The organism is Streptomyces sp. NPDC127190 (assembly GCF_042672505.1).
GTDB lineage: Bacteria > Actinomycetota > Actinomycetes > Streptomycetales > Streptomycetaceae > Streptomyces.
Genome location: NZ_JBHXVE010000004.1, coordinates 203,809 through 219,938, shown reverse-complemented (window position 1 = coordinate 219,938; position 16,130 = coordinate 203,809). Strand labels below are relative to the sequence as shown.

At 71.2% G+C, this 16,130-nt stretch carries 9 protein-coding genes and 1 tRNA gene; 3 read left to right on the top strand and 7 right to left on the bottom strand.

The features are described from left to right. Positions 1 to 222 precede the first annotated feature (222 nt). The 3 genes from ACFVIU_RS09100 to ACFVIU_RS09090 all read left to right on the top strand — a co-directional run bounded on the left by ACFVIU_RS09100 (position 223) and on the right by ACFVIU_RS09090 (position 7,252). Positions 223 to 4,419 carry a hypothetical protein gene (locus ACFVIU_RS09100; protein WP_385841568.1) on the top strand — a complete coding sequence of 1,399 codons (4,197 nt, stop codon included), beginning with the start codon at positions 223 to 225 and terminating at the stop codon, positions 4,417 to 4,419. 380 nt (positions 4,420 to 4,799) lie between these two features. Next, complete coding sequence (locus ACFVIU_RS09095; RefSeq protein ID WP_385841567.1) at positions 4,800 to 6,479, top strand: SpoIIE family protein phosphatase; 1,680 nt, start codon at positions 4,800 to 4,802, stop codon at positions 6,477 to 6,479. Positions 6,480 to 6,568: 89 nt separating this feature from the next. Further along, positions 6,569 to 7,252: a hypothetical protein gene (locus ACFVIU_RS09090; RefSeq protein ID WP_385841566.1), complete on the top strand. Its 684-nt coding sequence runs from the start codon at positions 6,569 to 6,571 to the stop codon at positions 7,250 to 7,252. A gap of 68 nt (positions 7,253 to 7,320) precedes the next feature. Here the strand turns inward: ACFVIU_RS09090 and ACFVIU_RS09085 are convergent. The 7 genes from ACFVIU_RS09085 to gnd all read right to left on the bottom strand — a co-directional run bounded on the left by ACFVIU_RS09085 (position 7,321) and on the right by gnd (position 15,945). After that, positions 7,321 to 7,397: transfer RNA gene (locus tag ACFVIU_RS09085), tRNA-Ile, on the bottom strand. 111 nt (positions 7,398 to 7,508) lie between these two features. Then, positions 7,509 to 8,282 (bottom strand): DUF3566 domain-containing protein, encoded by a 774-nt coding sequence (locus ACFVIU_RS09080; RefSeq protein ID WP_385841565.1) that lies wholly within the window; start codon positions 8,280 to 8,282, stop codon positions 7,509 to 7,511. Between the two features lie 19 nt (positions 8,283 to 8,301). After that, positions 8,302 to 10,899, bottom strand: a complete 2,598-nt coding sequence (gene gyrA, locus ACFVIU_RS09075) for a DNA gyrase subunit A (RefSeq protein WP_385841563.1) — start codon at positions 10,897 to 10,899, stop codon at positions 8,302 to 8,304. Positions 10,900 to 10,941: 42 nt separating this feature from the next. Further along, positions 10,942 to 13,011, bottom strand: coding sequence for a DNA topoisomerase (ATP-hydrolyzing) subunit B (gene gyrB, locus ACFVIU_RS09070; RefSeq protein WP_385841562.1), 2,070 nt, complete (start codon positions 13,009 to 13,011; stop codon positions 10,942 to 10,944). A 352-nt stretch (positions 13,012 to 13,363) separates the two neighbouring features. Then, positions 13,364 to 13,897 carry a DUF721 domain-containing protein gene (locus ACFVIU_RS09065; protein ID WP_385841561.1) on the bottom strand — a complete coding sequence of 178 codons (534 nt, stop codon included), beginning with the start codon at positions 13,895 to 13,897 and terminating at the stop codon, positions 13,364 to 13,366. Further along, positions 13,894 to 15,015: a DNA replication/repair protein RecF gene (gene recF / locus ACFVIU_RS09060; protein ID WP_385841560.1), complete on the bottom strand. Its 1,122-nt coding sequence runs from the start codon at positions 15,013 to 15,015 to the stop codon at positions 13,894 to 13,896. The genes ACFVIU_RS09065 and recF overlap by 4 nt, the downstream gene beginning before the upstream one ends. 54 nt (positions 15,016 to 15,069) lie before the next feature. After that, a complete protein-coding gene (gene gnd, locus ACFVIU_RS09055) occupies positions 15,070 to 15,945 on the bottom strand; it encodes a phosphogluconate dehydrogenase (NAD(+)-dependent, decarboxylating) (RefSeq protein WP_385841559.1) in 876 nt (291 codons plus the stop codon). Positions 15,946 to 16,130 lie beyond the last annotated feature (185 nt).

Here is a 16,130-nt window from a genome sequence, read left to right as displayed (position 1 = left end):
CCCGCGTTCGGCATCGACAGAAGTTGACCGAGAACATTCGGCGCCATGGGCTGCCTCTTTCGAGCACTGAGCCGGTGGCCTGTTCGGACGGTCCGTGACCGTCCCGCTACCGGGGTTGCGATCCTGCCATCTGTTCCGGCCCCCGAGGAGATTCCGGTGTCCGGTCCAGGCCTTATCCGCAGGTCAGGCGTATAAGGTGAGTTTTCCGGTCCGGACGTCCAGATGCGGGGGGAAGTAAGGGGTGGGACCTTGGGTTCCGACTCAGGGGCACGCACAGCTTTCGCCGAGCGCCTCGCGCTGCTGTACAAGGAGGCCGGAAACCCTCCCCTCAAGAGCGTCGCGGAGTCGGTCGTACGGCTCCAGCGTGTCGACGAGCGCGGCCGGCCCGTACGGGTGTCGGCCCAGCGGATCAGTGACTGGCGCCGTGCCAAGAACGTGCCGGCCCAGTTCGCCGCCCTGGCGGCCGTCCTCCAGATCCTGATCCCGGAGGCCCGGCGCGCCCGGCCCGCCCCGGTCTCCAGCGGGCTGTACGACATCGGCCACTGGCAGCGGCTGTGGGAACGCGCCCTGGCCGACCCGGTCGGCGACCGTCCGGTGCCCGCCGGATCGGCCGAGGAGCAGAACCAGCCGCCCCCGGCCCAGGCGCCGCCCCTCAGCGGAGGCGTGTGCCCGTACCGCGGGCTGGCCCCGTACCGGCAGGAGGACGCCCGCTGGTTCTTCGGCCGCGAACGCAGCACCAACGCGCTCGTCGAGCAGCTCCGCGCCGCCGCGCGCACCGGCGGGCTGGTGATGCTGGTCGGCGCCTCGGGCGCCGGCAAGTCCTCCCTGCTGAACGCCGGCCTGGTCCCCGTGGTCCGGAACGGCTCCCTGAACGGCATCACCGGCACCGCCCGCACCGATCCGCCGCTCCCGGCGGGCACCGCACCATCCGGGACCTCCGCGGACGGCGGAACGGCCGCCGAAGCCCCCGGCGCCGCCCCGGGCGGCACCACCACAACAGCACCCCCCGCCCCGCACGGCCTGGTCGTCCAGCTGGTCCCCGGCGCCGACCCGCTCGCCGAGCTGGTGCGCCGTATCCCCGACCTCGGCCCGGTCGCCGCGAAGGCGCGCGAGGCGGAGCGGGAGGCCTCCCGGAACCCGGCCGCGCCGGGCTGCGACGCCCCGGAGATCGCCGCCGCCGTACGCGAGGCCGTCACCGCGTGGGCGGACCGGGAAACCGCGTCCGCCTGCCGGCCGGTCGTGGTGGTGGACCAGTTCGAGGAGGCCTTCACCCTCTGCCCGGACGAGGCGGACCGCCGTACCTTCATCCAGCTTCTGCACGCCGCCTGCACCCCGCCCGCCGACGCCTCGGCGGACGCCCCCGTCCTGGTCGTCCTCGGCATCCGCGCCGACTTCTACGAACAGTGCCTCGGCTATCCGGAGCTGTCCGACGCGCTCCAGCACCGGCACATGGTGCTCGGCCCGCTGACCAGCGGCGAGCTGCGCGAGGCGGTGACCGGCCCGGCCAAGGCGGTGGGCCTGGAGCTGGAGCCGGGGCTCGCCGAGCTGATCGTGCGCGAGGTCAGCGCCGACGGCCCGCGCGGGGCGCACGACGCCGGTGTGCTCCCGCTGCTCTCGCACGCCCTGCTGGCCACCTGGCAGCGCCGCAAGGGCGGAAAGCTGACGCTGGCCGGCTACCGCGCGGCGGGCGGCATCCAGGGCGCGGTGGCCGCCACCGCCGAGCGCGCCTGGTCCGGCCTGGACCCGGCCGCCCGGTCCGCCGCCCGGCTGCTGCTGCTGCGCCTGGTCCGGCTCGGCGAGGACACCCAGGCCACCCGCCGCCGCGGCACCCGGCGCCAGCTGGCCGAGGAGTCGGCGGACCCCGGCAAGACGGAGGAGTCCCTCGAGGCGCTGGTCCGGGCCCGGCTGGTGACCCTGGACGCGGACACCGTGGAGATCACCCACGAGGCGCTGCTGCACGCCTGGCCGCGGCTGCGCCACTGGATCGACGACAACCGCAACGACCATCTGCTGCGCCAGCGGCTGGAGGAGGACGGCCGGGCCTGGGAGGACTCGGGCCGGGACTCCTCGCTGCTGTACCGGGGCTCCCGGCTGGAGCAGGCCCGCAGCTGGGCGCGGTCGGCCGGGGACACCTATCTGACCCGCAGCGCGGTGGAGTTCCTCGCCGCCTCGGTACGGCTGCGCAAGCGCACGGTGTGGATCAGCCGGGCCGCGGTGGCGGCGCTGGTGGTGCTGGCGATCCTCGCCGGCGGTACGGCTGTGATCGCCTGGCAGCAGCGGGACGACGCCGTGTTCGAACAGGTGCTCGCCGAAGCCGACCGGGCGCAGCGCACGGACCCCTCGCTCGCCGCCCAGCTGGACCTGGTCGCCCACCGGCTGCGCCCCGACGACGAGGGCACGTACAGCAGGCTGATCTCCATCGTGAACGCCCCGCTGGCCACCCCGCTGTCCGGGCACACCGGCGCGGTCTACCTGACCTCCTTCAGCCCCGACGGCCACACGCTGGCCACCGCCAGCTACGACCGGACCGTCCGGCTGTGGAACGTGACCGACCCGAGCCGCCCCACGCCCCTCGGCGCCCCGCTCACCGGCCACACCAGCTGGGTGAGCAGCGCGGTGTTCAGCCCGGACGGCCACACGCTGGCCAGCGCCGGCGACGACGGCACCATCCGGCTGTGGGACGTGACCGACCCCGCCCACCCGTCCCCCGTCGGCCGGCCGCTCACCGGTCACAAGGGCACGATCTACCTGGTCGCCTTCAGCCCCGACGGCCACACCCTGGCCTCGGTCGGCGAGGACAGCACGGTACGGCTGTGGGACGTGGCCGACCCGCACCGGGCGCGGCAGCTCCAGGCGCTGCACGGGCACACCGCCGCCGTGCGCTCGGTGGCGTTCAGCCCCGACGGGCGGCTCCTCGCCGCGGGCAGCGATGACGACACCGTGCTGCTGTGGAACACGGCCGACCCGCGCCACCCCAAGGCGCTGCCGACCGCCCTCCGGGGCCACACGGACATCGTGCACTCGGTGGCCTTCAGCCCGGACGGCCACACCCTGGCCAGCGGCAGCGCCGACGACACCATCCGGCTGTGGGACCTCACCGACCCCGCGCACCCGGCCCCGCTCGGCCAGCCGCTGACCGGGCACACCGGCCCGATCTGGTCGGTGGCGTTCAGCCCCGACGGCGGACGGCTGGCCGCGGCGAGCGCGGACTCCACGGCCAGCCTGTGGAACGTCAGCGACCCGTCGTCCCCCTCGCAGATCGGCGAGCCGCTCACCGGCAGCAGCGGGGAGATGTACGCGCTGGGCTTCAGCCCGGACGGCCGCACCCTCGCCACCGGCAGCGGTGACAGCAAGGTGCGCCTGTGGTCGGTCCCGGCCTCGGACATGATCGGCCGCAGTGCCGCCTTCCGGCCGGACGGGCGGGTCCTCGCCACGGCCGCCCGGGACGGCAGGCTCCGGCTGTGGAACGTGACGCGGTCCGGCCGGCCCGTGGCACTCGGCAAGCCCTTCATGCGGGCCGACGACGGCTCGCGCGACCTGCGCTTCTCGCCGGACGGCCGCACCCTCGCCGTCCTCACCGGCGCCCGCAGGATCTACCTCTGGAACGTCACCGACCCGGCCCACCCGGTCGTCGCCGGACCGCCGCTGGTCCTGGCGACCCGTTTCATGGGCCCGGACGCGCTCGCGTTCAGCCCGGACGGCCGCACCCTCGCCACCGCCTGGGACGACCACACGCTACGGCTGTGGAACGTCTCCGACCCGGCCCGCCCCGCACCCCTCGGCGCCCCGCTCACCGGGCACCGGGGCTATGTCAACGCCCTGGTCTTCAGCCCGGACGGCCGCACCCTGGCCAGCGGCAGCGCGGACAGCACCATCCGGCTCTGGCGGGTCACCGACCCGGCCCGCCCGGTGCCGCTCGGCCGGCCGCTCGCCGAACACTCCGGCCCCGTCAACTCGCTCGCCTTCAGCCCGGACGGGCACACCCTGGCCAGCGGAAGCGACGACGACACGGTCCGGCTGTGGAACGTCACCGACCCGACCGCCGCGAGCGCGCTCGGCGCCCCGCTCACCGGGCACACCGAGGCCGTCACCTCGCTGACTTTCAGCCAGAGTGGCAGCACGCTGGCGAGCGGCGGCAACGACAACACGGTCCGGCTGTGGAACGTCACCGACCCCGCCTCGGCCGCCCCGATCGGCCAGTCGATGACCCCCAACGCCAAGACGGGCAACTTCCTGGCGTTCAGCCCCGGCAGCCGGGTCCTGGGCGTGTCCAGCGGCACCGACACGGTCCGGCTGTGGAGCCTGGACGACGAGGCGGCGATCCGGCACATCTGCTCGGTGACCCGCGGCGTCCTCACCCCGGAAAAGTGGCACGAGTACCTCCCGCGCCTCTCCTACGACCCTCCGTGTGGGCGATGATCGGCCAACCCGCCTGATTTCCCCGCGACTTGGCCCCGCGGACCGCCCAATGTTGTTACCCTTGGCCATAGCCCGATCGCTGGTGCATCCCCCGTCGCCAGCGGTCGGGTCTTTTCATGCCCCGGTTCATGCCCCGGTCACCACGACTCGGCCTCGACGAACAGCCTGACCGCCTCCACCAGGCACCAGACGGAGAACACCAGACAGCCGGCCCACAAGCCCCACAGCCCCCACCTGACCTCCCGCCGCACCCGCATCCCGCGATCGCCTCCCCCACTACGTCGGATAAGCAGTGTCCCAGCGGGAACCCGGATCAGAGGCGGCCCAGGCAATCTCCGGGACGGGGGTCCGGCGGGAGTCTCTGGTGACGGGAGGCGGCGATGACGGGCCCGGACGGTTCACAGGAAGCGGTTGCGCGGGCGCTCGACAGCCTCGGCACGGGCGCTTACCTGACGGACGAGCAGGGGGTGATCGTCGCCGTCAACCCGCGGGGCGAACAGCTCCTGGCCCGGCCCGCCGATCATCTGGTCGGCCGGGACGCCCACGATCTGCTGCACCGCACCGGTTGCGGGGAGCCCGTGCCGCTGGTCCAGTGCCGCCTCAGGCAGAGCGCGCTCGGCGGGCACACGGAGCAGGGTGAGGACGAGTGGTTCGAGCGCGGAGACGGCACGCTGGTGCCGGTGGGATGGCTGGTCACGCCCGTCCGCCCGGCGGCCACGCTCGTCCTCTTCCACTCCCTGGAGCGCCCCACGCGCCCCGCCCAGCGGCCACCGGCCGGCGGACGCCTCTCCGAACTGGAACGGCTCGCGCTGCTCGCCGAGACGACCACCCTGCTCACCTCCACCCTGGACATCCACGAGGCGCTGCGCCGCCTGATCAGCCTCGTGGTGCCCCGGATCGCCGACTGGAGCGTCATCGACCTGATCGGCGAACGGGACGACGTCCGGCGCTTCGCGGTCGCCCATGCCGAGAACGGCACCGTGGTGTTCCGGGAGGACCTCCAGGGGCCCATGCCGCCGGTGCCGCAGGAGTCCTCGATGCCCCTGTCCCTCGCCCTGCGCGGCGTCGCGTCCTCCATGGCCGGCCCCGAGACCTATCAGGGCCCGCCCGACTCCGGGATCGCGGTGGAACAGCGGCGCCTGTTCGAGGTGACCGGCATGCACTCGGCCACCGTGGTCCCGCTGCGCAGCCTGCACGAGGTAATGGGCGCCCTCACGCTGGGCCGCGCCGACCAGCCCGAGCGGTTCACCGCGGCGGAGACCGCCCTGCTGGAGGACATCGCCCGGCGGGCCGGCCTCGCTCTGGAGAACGCCCGCCTCTACCAGCGCCAGCGCCAGGTCGCCGAGACCATGCAGCGCCATCTGCTGCCGAAGCTGCCGCGTTCGCCCGGCCGCAGCATGAGCGCCCGCTACCTGCCCGCGCCGGACGCCTCCCACGTCGGCGGCGACTGGTACGACGCGTTCACCCTGACGGACGGCACCACCGCGCTCGCCGTGGGGGACGTCGTCGGCCACGACCTGGAGGCCGCGGCCGGCATGGCCCAGCTGCGCAACATGCTCCGGGCGTACGCCGTGTCCCAGCAGAAACCGCCGAGCAAGATCGTGGAATGGCTCGACCAGGCGACCCTGCACATCGCGGAGGTCTCCATGGCCACGCTGATCTTCGCCCGCATGAGCGAGAGTCCCGACGGCCGGTGCGAGCTGTCCTGGACCAACGCGGGCCATCCGCCACCCCTGCTGGTCACCAGCGGGGGTGAGGCCCGCTATCTGACCGACGGCCACGGGATCCTGCTGGGCGTCACCCCCGAGCAACCCCGCCCCGACGCCACGGCGGAACTGCTGCCCGGCTCGACCCTGGTCCTCTACACCGACGGTCTGATCGAGTCCCCGGGCCACACCCTGGACGAGGGCCTGGACCGGCTGCGCCGGCACGCCGCAGCCCTGGCCGGTCGCCCCCTGGACCCCTTCACCGACGAACTGCTGGCCCGGGCCCGCCCACCGGACAACGACGACGACGTGGCCCTCCTGGCCGTCCGCCACGGCACGGACACGGCTTGCTGACGTCTGACGGAGGATGGGGGGGAGCGAGCGGGTCTGCGCGGTGAAGTGTGGGCCTCCGATCACTCCGACAGCAGGGAGCGCTTCGTCCGATGCCCACACAGTCCACACGCCCTGGGCGCGGCGGTGCCGGAACCGCCCCGGTCATGGACGTCCCGCCGTTCAGGCCTCCTCTCGTCAAAGCGGTCTTCAGGGACGTGACCTCGATGCACGTCTCCCGGCCGGCCGCGTGGGCCGCCGCGTCGGTGACACGGACGGTGCTGACGGAGATCATCGGCGGCGCGAGGAGAGCGGCGGCGGCGGAAGCCCGGAAGAAGCTGATTCCCCGTGACCTTCTCTCGGCGATCGACCGGAACGTCGAGCTCGAGGTGGGGACCACGTGGTACGACCACAGCCCGACGTTTCACGGCCTGACCGGTGTCCTGTACGACGCCGAGGGCGTCCTCGTGCCTTCTCGTCGGCGCAGCAGGTCGCGCAAACCGAGTGCTGTGGTCGGCGCCCACAGGTTCGAGGCCGGGGTCAGGAAGCTGCTGCGGAGCCAGGGGGCGACGGCCGTCCCGGCGATGGTCCGCGACCTGGACGGAATCGCGAGCGTGTTCCTGACGGACCTCGCCCGGGACGCGGCCTCCACCCGGAGGGGGCACGGGCGGACCATCGGCAGGGACGACATCCTGGCCGCCCTCACGATCCAGTTGTTCGGCGGCAACCTCAGACAGCGAGCCCTCACCGCAGCACGCCAGGGCGCCGAGCTGCTGGAGGATCCGCTCATCGGCTGACCGCCGCTGTTGGTGTCAACCATGGACGCCAAAAGACCCCCGGCCCAAGGGACCGGGGGTCTTCTCGCTGGTGGGGCTAACAGGATTTGAACCTGTGGCCTCATCCTTATCAGGGATGCGCTCTAACCAACTGAGCTATAGCCCCGCCGCGCTGTGCGGTGTGTGTCCCGCGCGCTGACTCCTGAAGATTAGCGCACGACCACGCCAGTCCCAAAATCGGTTGTCGGGGGACCGTCAGGTCAGGGGCCCGCAGGCGTCACTCGTCCTCCGCGAGGGTCAGCTCGACGCCGCCCACGAAGCCCGCGGAGAGGTTGTAGATGAACGCGCCGAGCGTCGCCAGCGCCGTCGCCAGGACGACGTCGATGACCGCGATGATCGACGTGAACGTCAGCACATGGGGGAGCGACAGGAAGGACTGGAGGTCGAAGCCGTTCGCCTCGTTCGAGCCCGTCGCCTCCGAGATGGTGCCGCCCACCGTGGAGAACACACCCATCGCGTCCATCACCATCCACAGCACCGCCGCGGCGACGACCGTACAGATGCCCAGCGCGATGGAGAGCAGGAAGCTGACCTTCATCACCGACCACGGGTCGGCCTTGGCCACCCGCAGCCGCGCCTTGCGGGTCCGCGGAGCCGTGCGCACGCCGGTACGCGGCACGCGCACCCCGCCGGTGGACTGCTGCGCCACATACGCCTGCGGCGGGTGGTACGGCCCGTCGGGCTGCTGCGGGCGCCGCTCACCGGGCAGCGGCGACGCCGGACGCGCCTCGCCGGACGCGGCCGGGCCTCGGGTGTCCGTCACTGTTCCCCCCTGGGAAGCGGATGGACCGGCGGAGTCCTGCGCGGACACCTTCACCGGCTTGAGGTTGGTCGTCTGCGGGTCGGTCGCGAGAGCAGCGCCCTGGGACGCGCCCGACGCACCCTGAACACCCCCGGTGGAGGCGGCAGACGCGGCGGAGCCACGGCCGCCGCCGTCCGTTTCCGTACCCCTGGAGGTACCGGCCGATCCGGCGCCCGTGGCTCCGCTCACGATGACTCACTCCTCGTGCCTACTCGGCCGAGGGCGCCTCACCCTCGTCCGTGCCGATGGTCACGGCGTCCTCGGCGGCCTCGCCGACGGCCTCCTCGCCGTCGACCTCCTCCGCCTCACGCCCCGCCTCGGCGTTACGTGCGATACCGACCACGGCATCGCGCTTGCCCAGGTTGATCAGTTGGACGCCCATGGTGTCACGGCCCGTCTCCCTGATCTCGTTGACTCGCGTACGAATCACACCGCCGGACAGGGTGATGGCGAGGATCTCGTCGGTCTCCTCGACCACCAGCGCGCCGACCAGCGAACCACGGTCCTCCACGATCTTGGCGGCCTTGATGCCGAGGCCACCGCGACCCTGGACGCGGTACTCGTCGACGGCGGTCCGCTTCGCGTACCCACCGTCCGTGGCAGTGAACACGAACGTACCGGGTCGAACGACATTCATCGAGAGAAGCTCGTCGCCCTCCCGGAAACTCATCCCCTTGACGCCGGAGGTGGCGCGGCCCATCGGGCGCAGGGAGTCGTCCGAGGCGGTGAACCGGATCGACTGTGCCTTCTTGCTGATCAGCAGCAGATCGTCGTCCGCCGAGACCAGCTCCGCACCGATCAGCTCGTCGTCGCCGCCGTCCTCCCGCTCGCGCAGGTTGATCGCGATCACACCGCCGGAGCGGGGCGAATCGTAATCCTTCAGAGGCGTCTTCTTGACCAAGCCGGACTTGGTGGCCAGCACCAGGTACGGCGCCGCCTCGTAGTCCCGGATCGCGAGGATCTCGGCGATCGCCTCGTCCGGCTGGAAGGCGAGCAGGTTCGCCACGTGCTGGCCACGCGCGTCCCGGCCGGCCTCGGGCAGCTCGTACGCCTTCGCCCGGTACACCCGGCCCTTGTTGGTGAAGAACAGCAGCCAGTGATGCGTGGTGGAGACGAAGAAGTGGTCGACGATGTCGTCTTCCTTCAGCTTCGTACCCCGCACGCCCTTGCCGCCGCGCTTCTGCGCCCGGTAGTCGTCCGTCTTGGTCCGCTTGACATAGCCGCCGCGCGTGACGGTGACGACGATGTCCTCCTCGGCGATCAGGTCCTCGATGGACATGTCGCCCTCGTACGGGATCAGCTTGGTCTTGCGGTCGTCGCCGTACTTCTCGACGATCGCCGCCAGCTCCTCGCTGACGATCCCGCGCTGACGCACCGGCGAGGCGAGGATCTGGTTGTACTCGTTGATCTTCGCCTGGAGTTCGTCGTGCTCCTGGACGATCTTCTGCCGCTCCAGGGCCGCCAGGCGCCGCAGCTGCATCTCGAGGATCGCGTTGGCCTGGATCTCGTCGATCTCCAGGAGGCCCATCAGGCCGGTGCGCGCGATGTCGACGGTCTCGCTGCGCCGGATCAGCGCGATGACCTCGTCGATGGCGTCCAGGGCCTTGAGCAGGCCGCGCAGGATGTGCGCGCGCTCCTCGGCCTTGCGCAGCCGGAAGCGGGTACGGCGGACGATGACCTCGATCTGGTGCGTCACCCAGTGCCGGATGAACGCGTCCAGGGAGAGGGTGCGCGGCACGCCGTCGACCAGCGCGAGCATGTTCGCGCCGAAGTTCGTCTGGAGGTCGGTGTGCTTGTACAGGTTGTTCAGGACGACCTTGGCGACCGCGTCCCGCTTGAGCACGATGACCAGGCGCTGACCGGTGCGCGAGGACGTCTCGTCGCGGACGTCGGCGATGCCGCCGATCTTGCCGTCCTTCACCAGGTCGGCGATCTTCTGCGCCAGGTTGTCCGGGTTCACCTGGTACGGCAGCTCGGTGACCACCAGGCACTGCCGGCCCTGGATCTCCTCGACCTCGACCACCGCGCGCATCGTGATGGAGCCGCGCCCGGTGCGGTACGCCTCCTCGATGCCCTTGCGGCCCACGACCAGCGCGCCGGTCGGGAAGTCCGGGCCCTTGATGCGCTCGATCAGCGCGTCCAGCAGCTCCTCGTGGCTGACGTCCGGGTTCTCCAGGTACCACTGGGCGCCGGCCGCGACCTCGCGCAGGTTGTGCGGCGGGATGTTGGTCGCCATACCGACCGCGATGCCGGCGGAGCCGTTGATCAGCAGGTTCGGGAAGCGGGCCGGCAGGACGGTCGGCTCCTGGGAGCGGCCGTCGTAGTTGTCCGTGAAGTCGACGGTCTCCTCGTCGATGTCCCGGACCATCTCCATCGACAGCGGCGCCATCTTGCACTCGGTGTAGCGCATGGCCGCCGCCGGGTCGTTGCCCGGCGAGCCGAAGTTGCCGTTGGAGTCCACCAGCGGCATCCGCATCGCCCACGGCTGGGCCAGCCGGACCAGGGCGTCGTAGATGGAGGAGTCGCCGTGCGGGTGGTAGTTGCCCATGACGTCGCCGACGACACGGGCGCACTTGTAGAAGCCGCGCTCGGGGCGGTAGCCGCCGTCGTACATCGCGTACAGCACGCGGCGGTGGACGGGCTTGAGACCGTCCCGGACGTCCGGCAGCGCACGGGACACGATGACGGACATCGCGTAGTCCAGGTACGAACGCTGCATCTCCGTCTCGAGCCCGACCGGCTCGACACGCAGGACGGCCTCGCCGCCCTCGGTCCCGGGGGTCTCTGGAGTGTTCTCGTCGGCCATTGCTGGTGAAGATCCTTCCTGGTGCGGTCAGCTGAGACCGACTCAGATGTCGAGGAAGCGGACGTCCTTGGCGTTGCGCTGGATGAACTGGCGGCGGGCCTCGACGTCCTCGCCCATCAGGACCGAGAACAGGTCGTCGGCCTGGGCGGCGTCGTCCAGGGTGACCTGGCCGAGGACCCGGTGCTCCTGGTCCATCGTGGTCACCCGCAGCTCCTCGGCGTTCATCTCGCCGAGACCCTTGAAGCGCTGGATCGAGTCCTCGCGCACCCGCTTGCCGCGCTGGCGGCCCATCTCGATCAGCGCGTCGCGCTCGCGGTCCGAGTACGCGTACTCGATGTCGTCCCGGCCCCACTTGATCTTGTACAGCGGGGGACGGGAGAGGTACACGTGCCCGGCCTCGACCAGCGGCCGCATGAAGCGGAACAGGAAGGTCAGCAGCAGGGTGCTGATGTGCTGGCCGTCGACGTCGGCGTCCGCCATCAGGATGATCTTGTGATAGCGGAGCTTCTCGATGTCGAAGTCCTCGTGCACACCCGTGCCGAAGGCGGAGATCAGCGCCTGGATCTCCTGGTTCTGGAGGATCTTGTCGATCCTGGCCTTCTCGACGTTGAGGATCTTGCCGCGGATCGGGAGGATCGCCTGGTACTGCGGGTTGCGGCCGGACTTGGCCGAGCCGCCGGCGGAGTCACCCTCGACGATGAAGATCTCGCACTTGGTGGGGTCGTTCGACTGGCAGTCGGACAGCTTGCCCGGCAGCGAGGCCGACTCCAGCAGACCCTTGCGACGCGTCAGGTCGCGCGCCTTGCGGGCCGCCACGCGCGCGGTGGCCGCCTGGATGCCCTTGCGGATGATGTCCGCGGCCTCGTTCGGGTTGCGGTCCAGCCAGTCGTTGAGGTGCTCGTAGACCGCCTTCTGCACGAAGGTCTTGGCCTCCGTGTTGCCCAGCTTGGTCTTCGTCTGGCCCTCGAACTGCGGCTCGCTCAGCTTCACCGAGATGATCGCCGTCAGACCCTCGCGGATGTCGTCACCCGTGAGGTTGTCGTCCTTCTCCCGCAGCAGCTTCTTGTCGCGCGCGTACTTGTTGATCAGCGACGTGAGCGCGGCCCGGAAGCCCTCTTCGTGGGTACCGCCCTCATGGGTGTGGATGATGTTCGCGAAGGAGTACACGCCCTCGCTGTAGCCGCTGTTCCACTGCATCGCGACCTCGAGGGACAGGCTCTTGTCCTTGTCCTCGGCCTCCAGGTCGATGACGGTGGGGTGCACCACCTCGCCCTTGCGGGAGTTGAGGTACTTCACGAAGTCGACGATGCCGCCCTCGTAGTGGTACGTGACCGTCTTGACCTCGGCGGTCTCGTCCGCGCCCGCCTCGTCCGCACCGCTGGTGGCCTTCGCCGACTCGCGCTCGTCGGTGAGTTTGATCGTCAAACCCTTGTTGAGAAACGCCATCTCCTGGAAACGCCGCGACAGCGTCTCGAAGGAGTACTCGGTGGTCTCGAAGATGTCCGGGTCGGCCCAGAAGGTGACCGAGGTGCCGGTCTCGTCCGTGGCCTCGTGCTGGGCCAGGGGAGCCGTCGGGACGCCCAGCTTGTAGTCCTGCGTCCAGCGGTGGCCGTCGGTCTTGATCTCGACGGAGACCTTGGTCGACAGCGCGTTGACGACGGAGACGCCGACGCCGTGCAGACCACCGGAGACCGCGTAGCCGCCGCCGCCGAACTTGCCGCCCGCGTGCAGCACGGTCAGCACGACCTCGACGGCCGGCTTGCCCTCGGAGGCCACGATGCCGACGGGGATGCCACGGCCGTTGTCGGTGACACGCACCCCGCCGTCGGCGAGGATCGTCACGTCGATCGTGTCCGCGTACCCGGCCAGCGCCTCGTCGACCGAGTTGTCGACGACCTCGTACACGAGGTGGTGCAGACCGCGCTCGCCCGTGGAGCCGATGTACATGCCGGGCCGCTTGCGGACCGCGTCCAGCCCTTCGAGCACGGTGATGGCGCTGGCGTCGTACGAGGCGGAGGTGCCGGCCTCGGCGGCGACGCCGGCGTCGGTGGACGGGATGTTCTCGTTGGGGTTGCCGGAATCGGCCACGAAGCGCCCTTTCTGGCACAGCACGAGCCGGGCTTCTCGGCGGGTTGCCGGAGCGGCTGCGGCATGTTGCGTTGGTAAGCCTTGATCAGCGTTGCTCAGCTTTTCCCGGGCGGTCCCCACGTTGGGGCGGGATTGTCTTCCAGTCTACCGGTAGCACTGACATCGATGGGGGTTTGCCGGTACCTGAGTCCCCATGTGCCGCCCTGAACCGGCCTCGACCGGGTCCCGATATGCGGAAGGGGGCTCCAAGGGGCTCACAGCGGCGCTCAGCGCTTCGGGCCGTCATCCCTTGGCTACTGGGGGGTCAGCTCACCGGTCGCACCCGTGTACGGACGTACGACAACGCCCCACATCGGCACGATCGACGTGAGGTACGTCACCCATAGGTGTCGCCGGAACCGCCGCTTCCCGGAGCCCGCAAAGGCCCGTACCGGCGGGCCGGACCACCCGGACCCTGCACCTTGAGCAACCGGACCGTGCCGTGCCCGAGATCCTCGTTGAGCCGGCGGACCAGCTCCGGCGCCAGCAGCCGCAGCTGCGTCGCCCACACCGTCGAGTCGCACTGCACCGTCAGCACGCGCTCGTCCTCGTCGTACCGCTGCGGCACACAGTGCTTGGCCAGGTCCTCGCCGACGATCTGCGGCCAGCGGCCCATCACCCCGCCCACCGCCGCGGGCGTCTCCCAGCCGCGCTCGCTGATCAGCCGGTTGATCGCCGCGCCGAGCGCCATCGGATCACGGCCGTCGGCGCGCGCCCCGGAGCGCAGCCCGCCGCCCCGCCGGGCCTGCTTCTTCTGCCGCACCGCGTCCCCACGCGCGCGTGCCTGCTCCTTCGCCGCGCGCAACGCCACGCGCGCGAGGTCGACACCGGAGGGCTCGGCCTTCTTCCCCTTGCCGTCGTCGGTGCTCATACGCGCTCCACGCTCCCGCCGGACACGGCGAACCGCGCCCCGGCCAGCACATGCGGTACGTCGTCGTCCACGGCCGCGGTGACCAGCACCTGCTCACCGGGCGCGACCAGCTCCGCCAGCCGCTCCCGGCGGCGGGCGTCCAGCTCGGCGAAGACGTCGTCCAGGATCAGCACCGGCTCGTTGCCCTCGGCGCGCAGCAGGTCGTACGAGGCCAGCCGCAGCGCCAGCGCGTACGACCAGGACTCGCCGTGCGAGGCGTACCCCTTGGCCGGCAGCTGCCCCAGCTTGAGCAGCAGCTCGTCCCGGTGCGGCCCGACCAGCGTGACCCCCCGCTCGATCTCCTGCCTGCGCGCCTCCGCCAGGGCCGCCATCAGCTGCGCGTACAGCTCCTCGCGGGTGTGCGCCTCCCCCGGCGCGGACGGCTTGTACTCCAGCGCCACCGGACCACCGCCCGGCGCCAGCTGCTCGTACGCCTTGTCCGCCAGCGGCTGGAGCGCGGCGATCAGATCGAGCCGCTGGGCCAGCAGCTCGGCACCCGCCCGCGCCAGATGCTGGTCCCACACGTCCAGCGTGGACAGGTCCATCGACCGCCCGCCGTGCCGACGGGCCAGCGCGGCGGTCTTCAGCAGGGTGTTCCGCTGCTTGAGCACCCGCTCGTAGTCGGACCGCACCCCCGCCATCCGCGGCGACCGCGCGGTGATCAGCTCGTCGAGGAACCGCCGCCGCTCCCCGGGATCGCCCTTCACCAGCGCGAGATCCTCGGGCGCGAACAGCACGGTCCGTACGATCCCCAGCACATCCCGGGGCCTGACCTGCGAGGACCGGTTGATCCGGGCACGGTTGGCCCGGCCCGGGTTCAGCTCCAGCTCGACCAGCTGCTGCCGCTCACCCTGCCGGACCTGCGCCCGGATCACCGCCCGCTCGGCGCCCATGCGGACCAGGGGCGCGTCGGAGGAGACCCGGTGGCTGCCCAGGGTCGCCAGATAGCCGACGGCCTCGACCAGATTGGTCTTCCCCTGCCCGTTGGGGCCGACGAAGGCGGTGACGCCCGGGTCGAGCGGGACCTCGGCCCGGGCGTACGAGCGGAAGTCGGCCAGCGAAAGATGCGTGACGTGCATGGTCGTCCGCCGACCTCCCTGCTTCTCTACGGCTGTACGGCCCGCCGGTGGGCCTTACTTCTTCTCCACTGCGTGACCACCGAACTGGTTGCGCAGCGCGGCGATCATCTTCATCTGCGGCGAGTCCTCCTGCCGCGAGGCGAACCGGGCGAACAGCGACGCGGTGATCGCCGGCAGCGGCACCGCGTTGTCGATCGCGGCCTCCACCGTCCAGCGTCCCTCACCGGAGTCCTGTGCGTAACCGCGCAGCCCGTCCAGGTGCTCGTCCTCGTCCAGCGCGTTGACGGCCAGGTCGAGCAGCCAGGACCGGATGACGGTGCCCTCCTGCCAGGACCGGAACACCTCGCGGACGTCCGTGACGGAGTCGACCTTCTCCAGCAGCTCCCAGCCCTCGGCGTAGGCCTGCATCATCGCGTACTCGATGCCGTTGTGGACCATCTTCGCGAAGTGGCCCGCGCCGACCTTGCCGGCGTGCACGGCACCGAAGTCGCCCTCCGGCTTCAGCGCGTCGAAGACCGGCTGCACCTTGGCGACGTTCTCGGCGTCGCCGCCGTACATCAGCGCGTACCCGTTCTCCAGGCCCCAGACGCCGCCGGAGACACCGCAGTCGACGAAACCTATGCCCTTGGCGGCCAGCTCCTCGGCGTGCTTCTCGTCGTCGGTCCAGCGGGAGTTCCCGCCGTCCACGACCACGTCACCGGGCTCCAGCAGCTCGGCGAGCCGGTCGATGGTCGACTGGGTGGCCTCGCCGGCCGGGACCATCACCCAGACCACCCGCGGACCGCTGAGCTTGCCCACAAGCTCTTCCAGGCTGTGGACATCCGCGAGGTCGGGGTTGCGGTCGTAACCGATGACGGTGTGGCCCGCGCGGCGGATCCGCTCGCGCATGTTGCCGCCCATCTTCCCGAGTCCGACGAGACCGAGCTCCATCAGTGGTGTTCCTTAAGGTCGCTGTGTGGCGTGAGAGGCACCCACGTGCCGAGCCGAGCCTAAACCCGCCCACTCCTGCACAGTTGTGGGCATACACGCTCACCTGGGAGAACACACACGGCGGCCGCCCGTCCCCGCCGACCCGCAGCGCCGGGCACCCACAGGGGCACCCGGCGCTGTGGACA

Excerpts from the sequence above, each read along its gene's own strand:
- ACFVIU_RS09100 (WP_385841568.1), top strand. The coding sequence starts at position 223 with ATGCGGGGGGAAGTAAGGGGTGGGACCTTGGGTTCCGACTCAGGGGCA.
- ACFVIU_RS09095 (WP_385841567.1), top strand. The coding sequence starts at position 4,800 with ATGACGGGCCCGGACGGTTCACAGGAAGCGGTTGCGCGGGCGCTCGAC.
- ACFVIU_RS09090 (WP_385841566.1), top strand. The coding sequence starts at position 6,569 with ATGCCCACACAGTCCACACGCCCTGGGCGCGGCGGTGCCGGAACCGCC.
- gyrA (WP_385841563.1), bottom strand. The coding sequence starts at position 10,899 with ATGGCCGACGAGAACACTCCAGAGACCCCCGGGACCGAGGGCGGCGAG.
- ACFVIU_RS09065 (WP_385841561.1), bottom strand. The coding sequence starts at position 13,897 with ATGAGCACCGACGACGGCAAGGGGAAGAAGGCCGAGCCCTCCGGTGTC.
- recF (WP_385841560.1), bottom strand. The coding sequence starts at position 15,015 with ATGCACGTCACGCATCTTTCGCTGGCCGACTTCCGCTCGTACGCCCGG.
- gnd (WP_385841559.1), bottom strand. The coding sequence starts at position 15,945 with ATGGAGCTCGGTCTCGTCGGACTCGGGAAGATGGGCGGCAACATGCGC.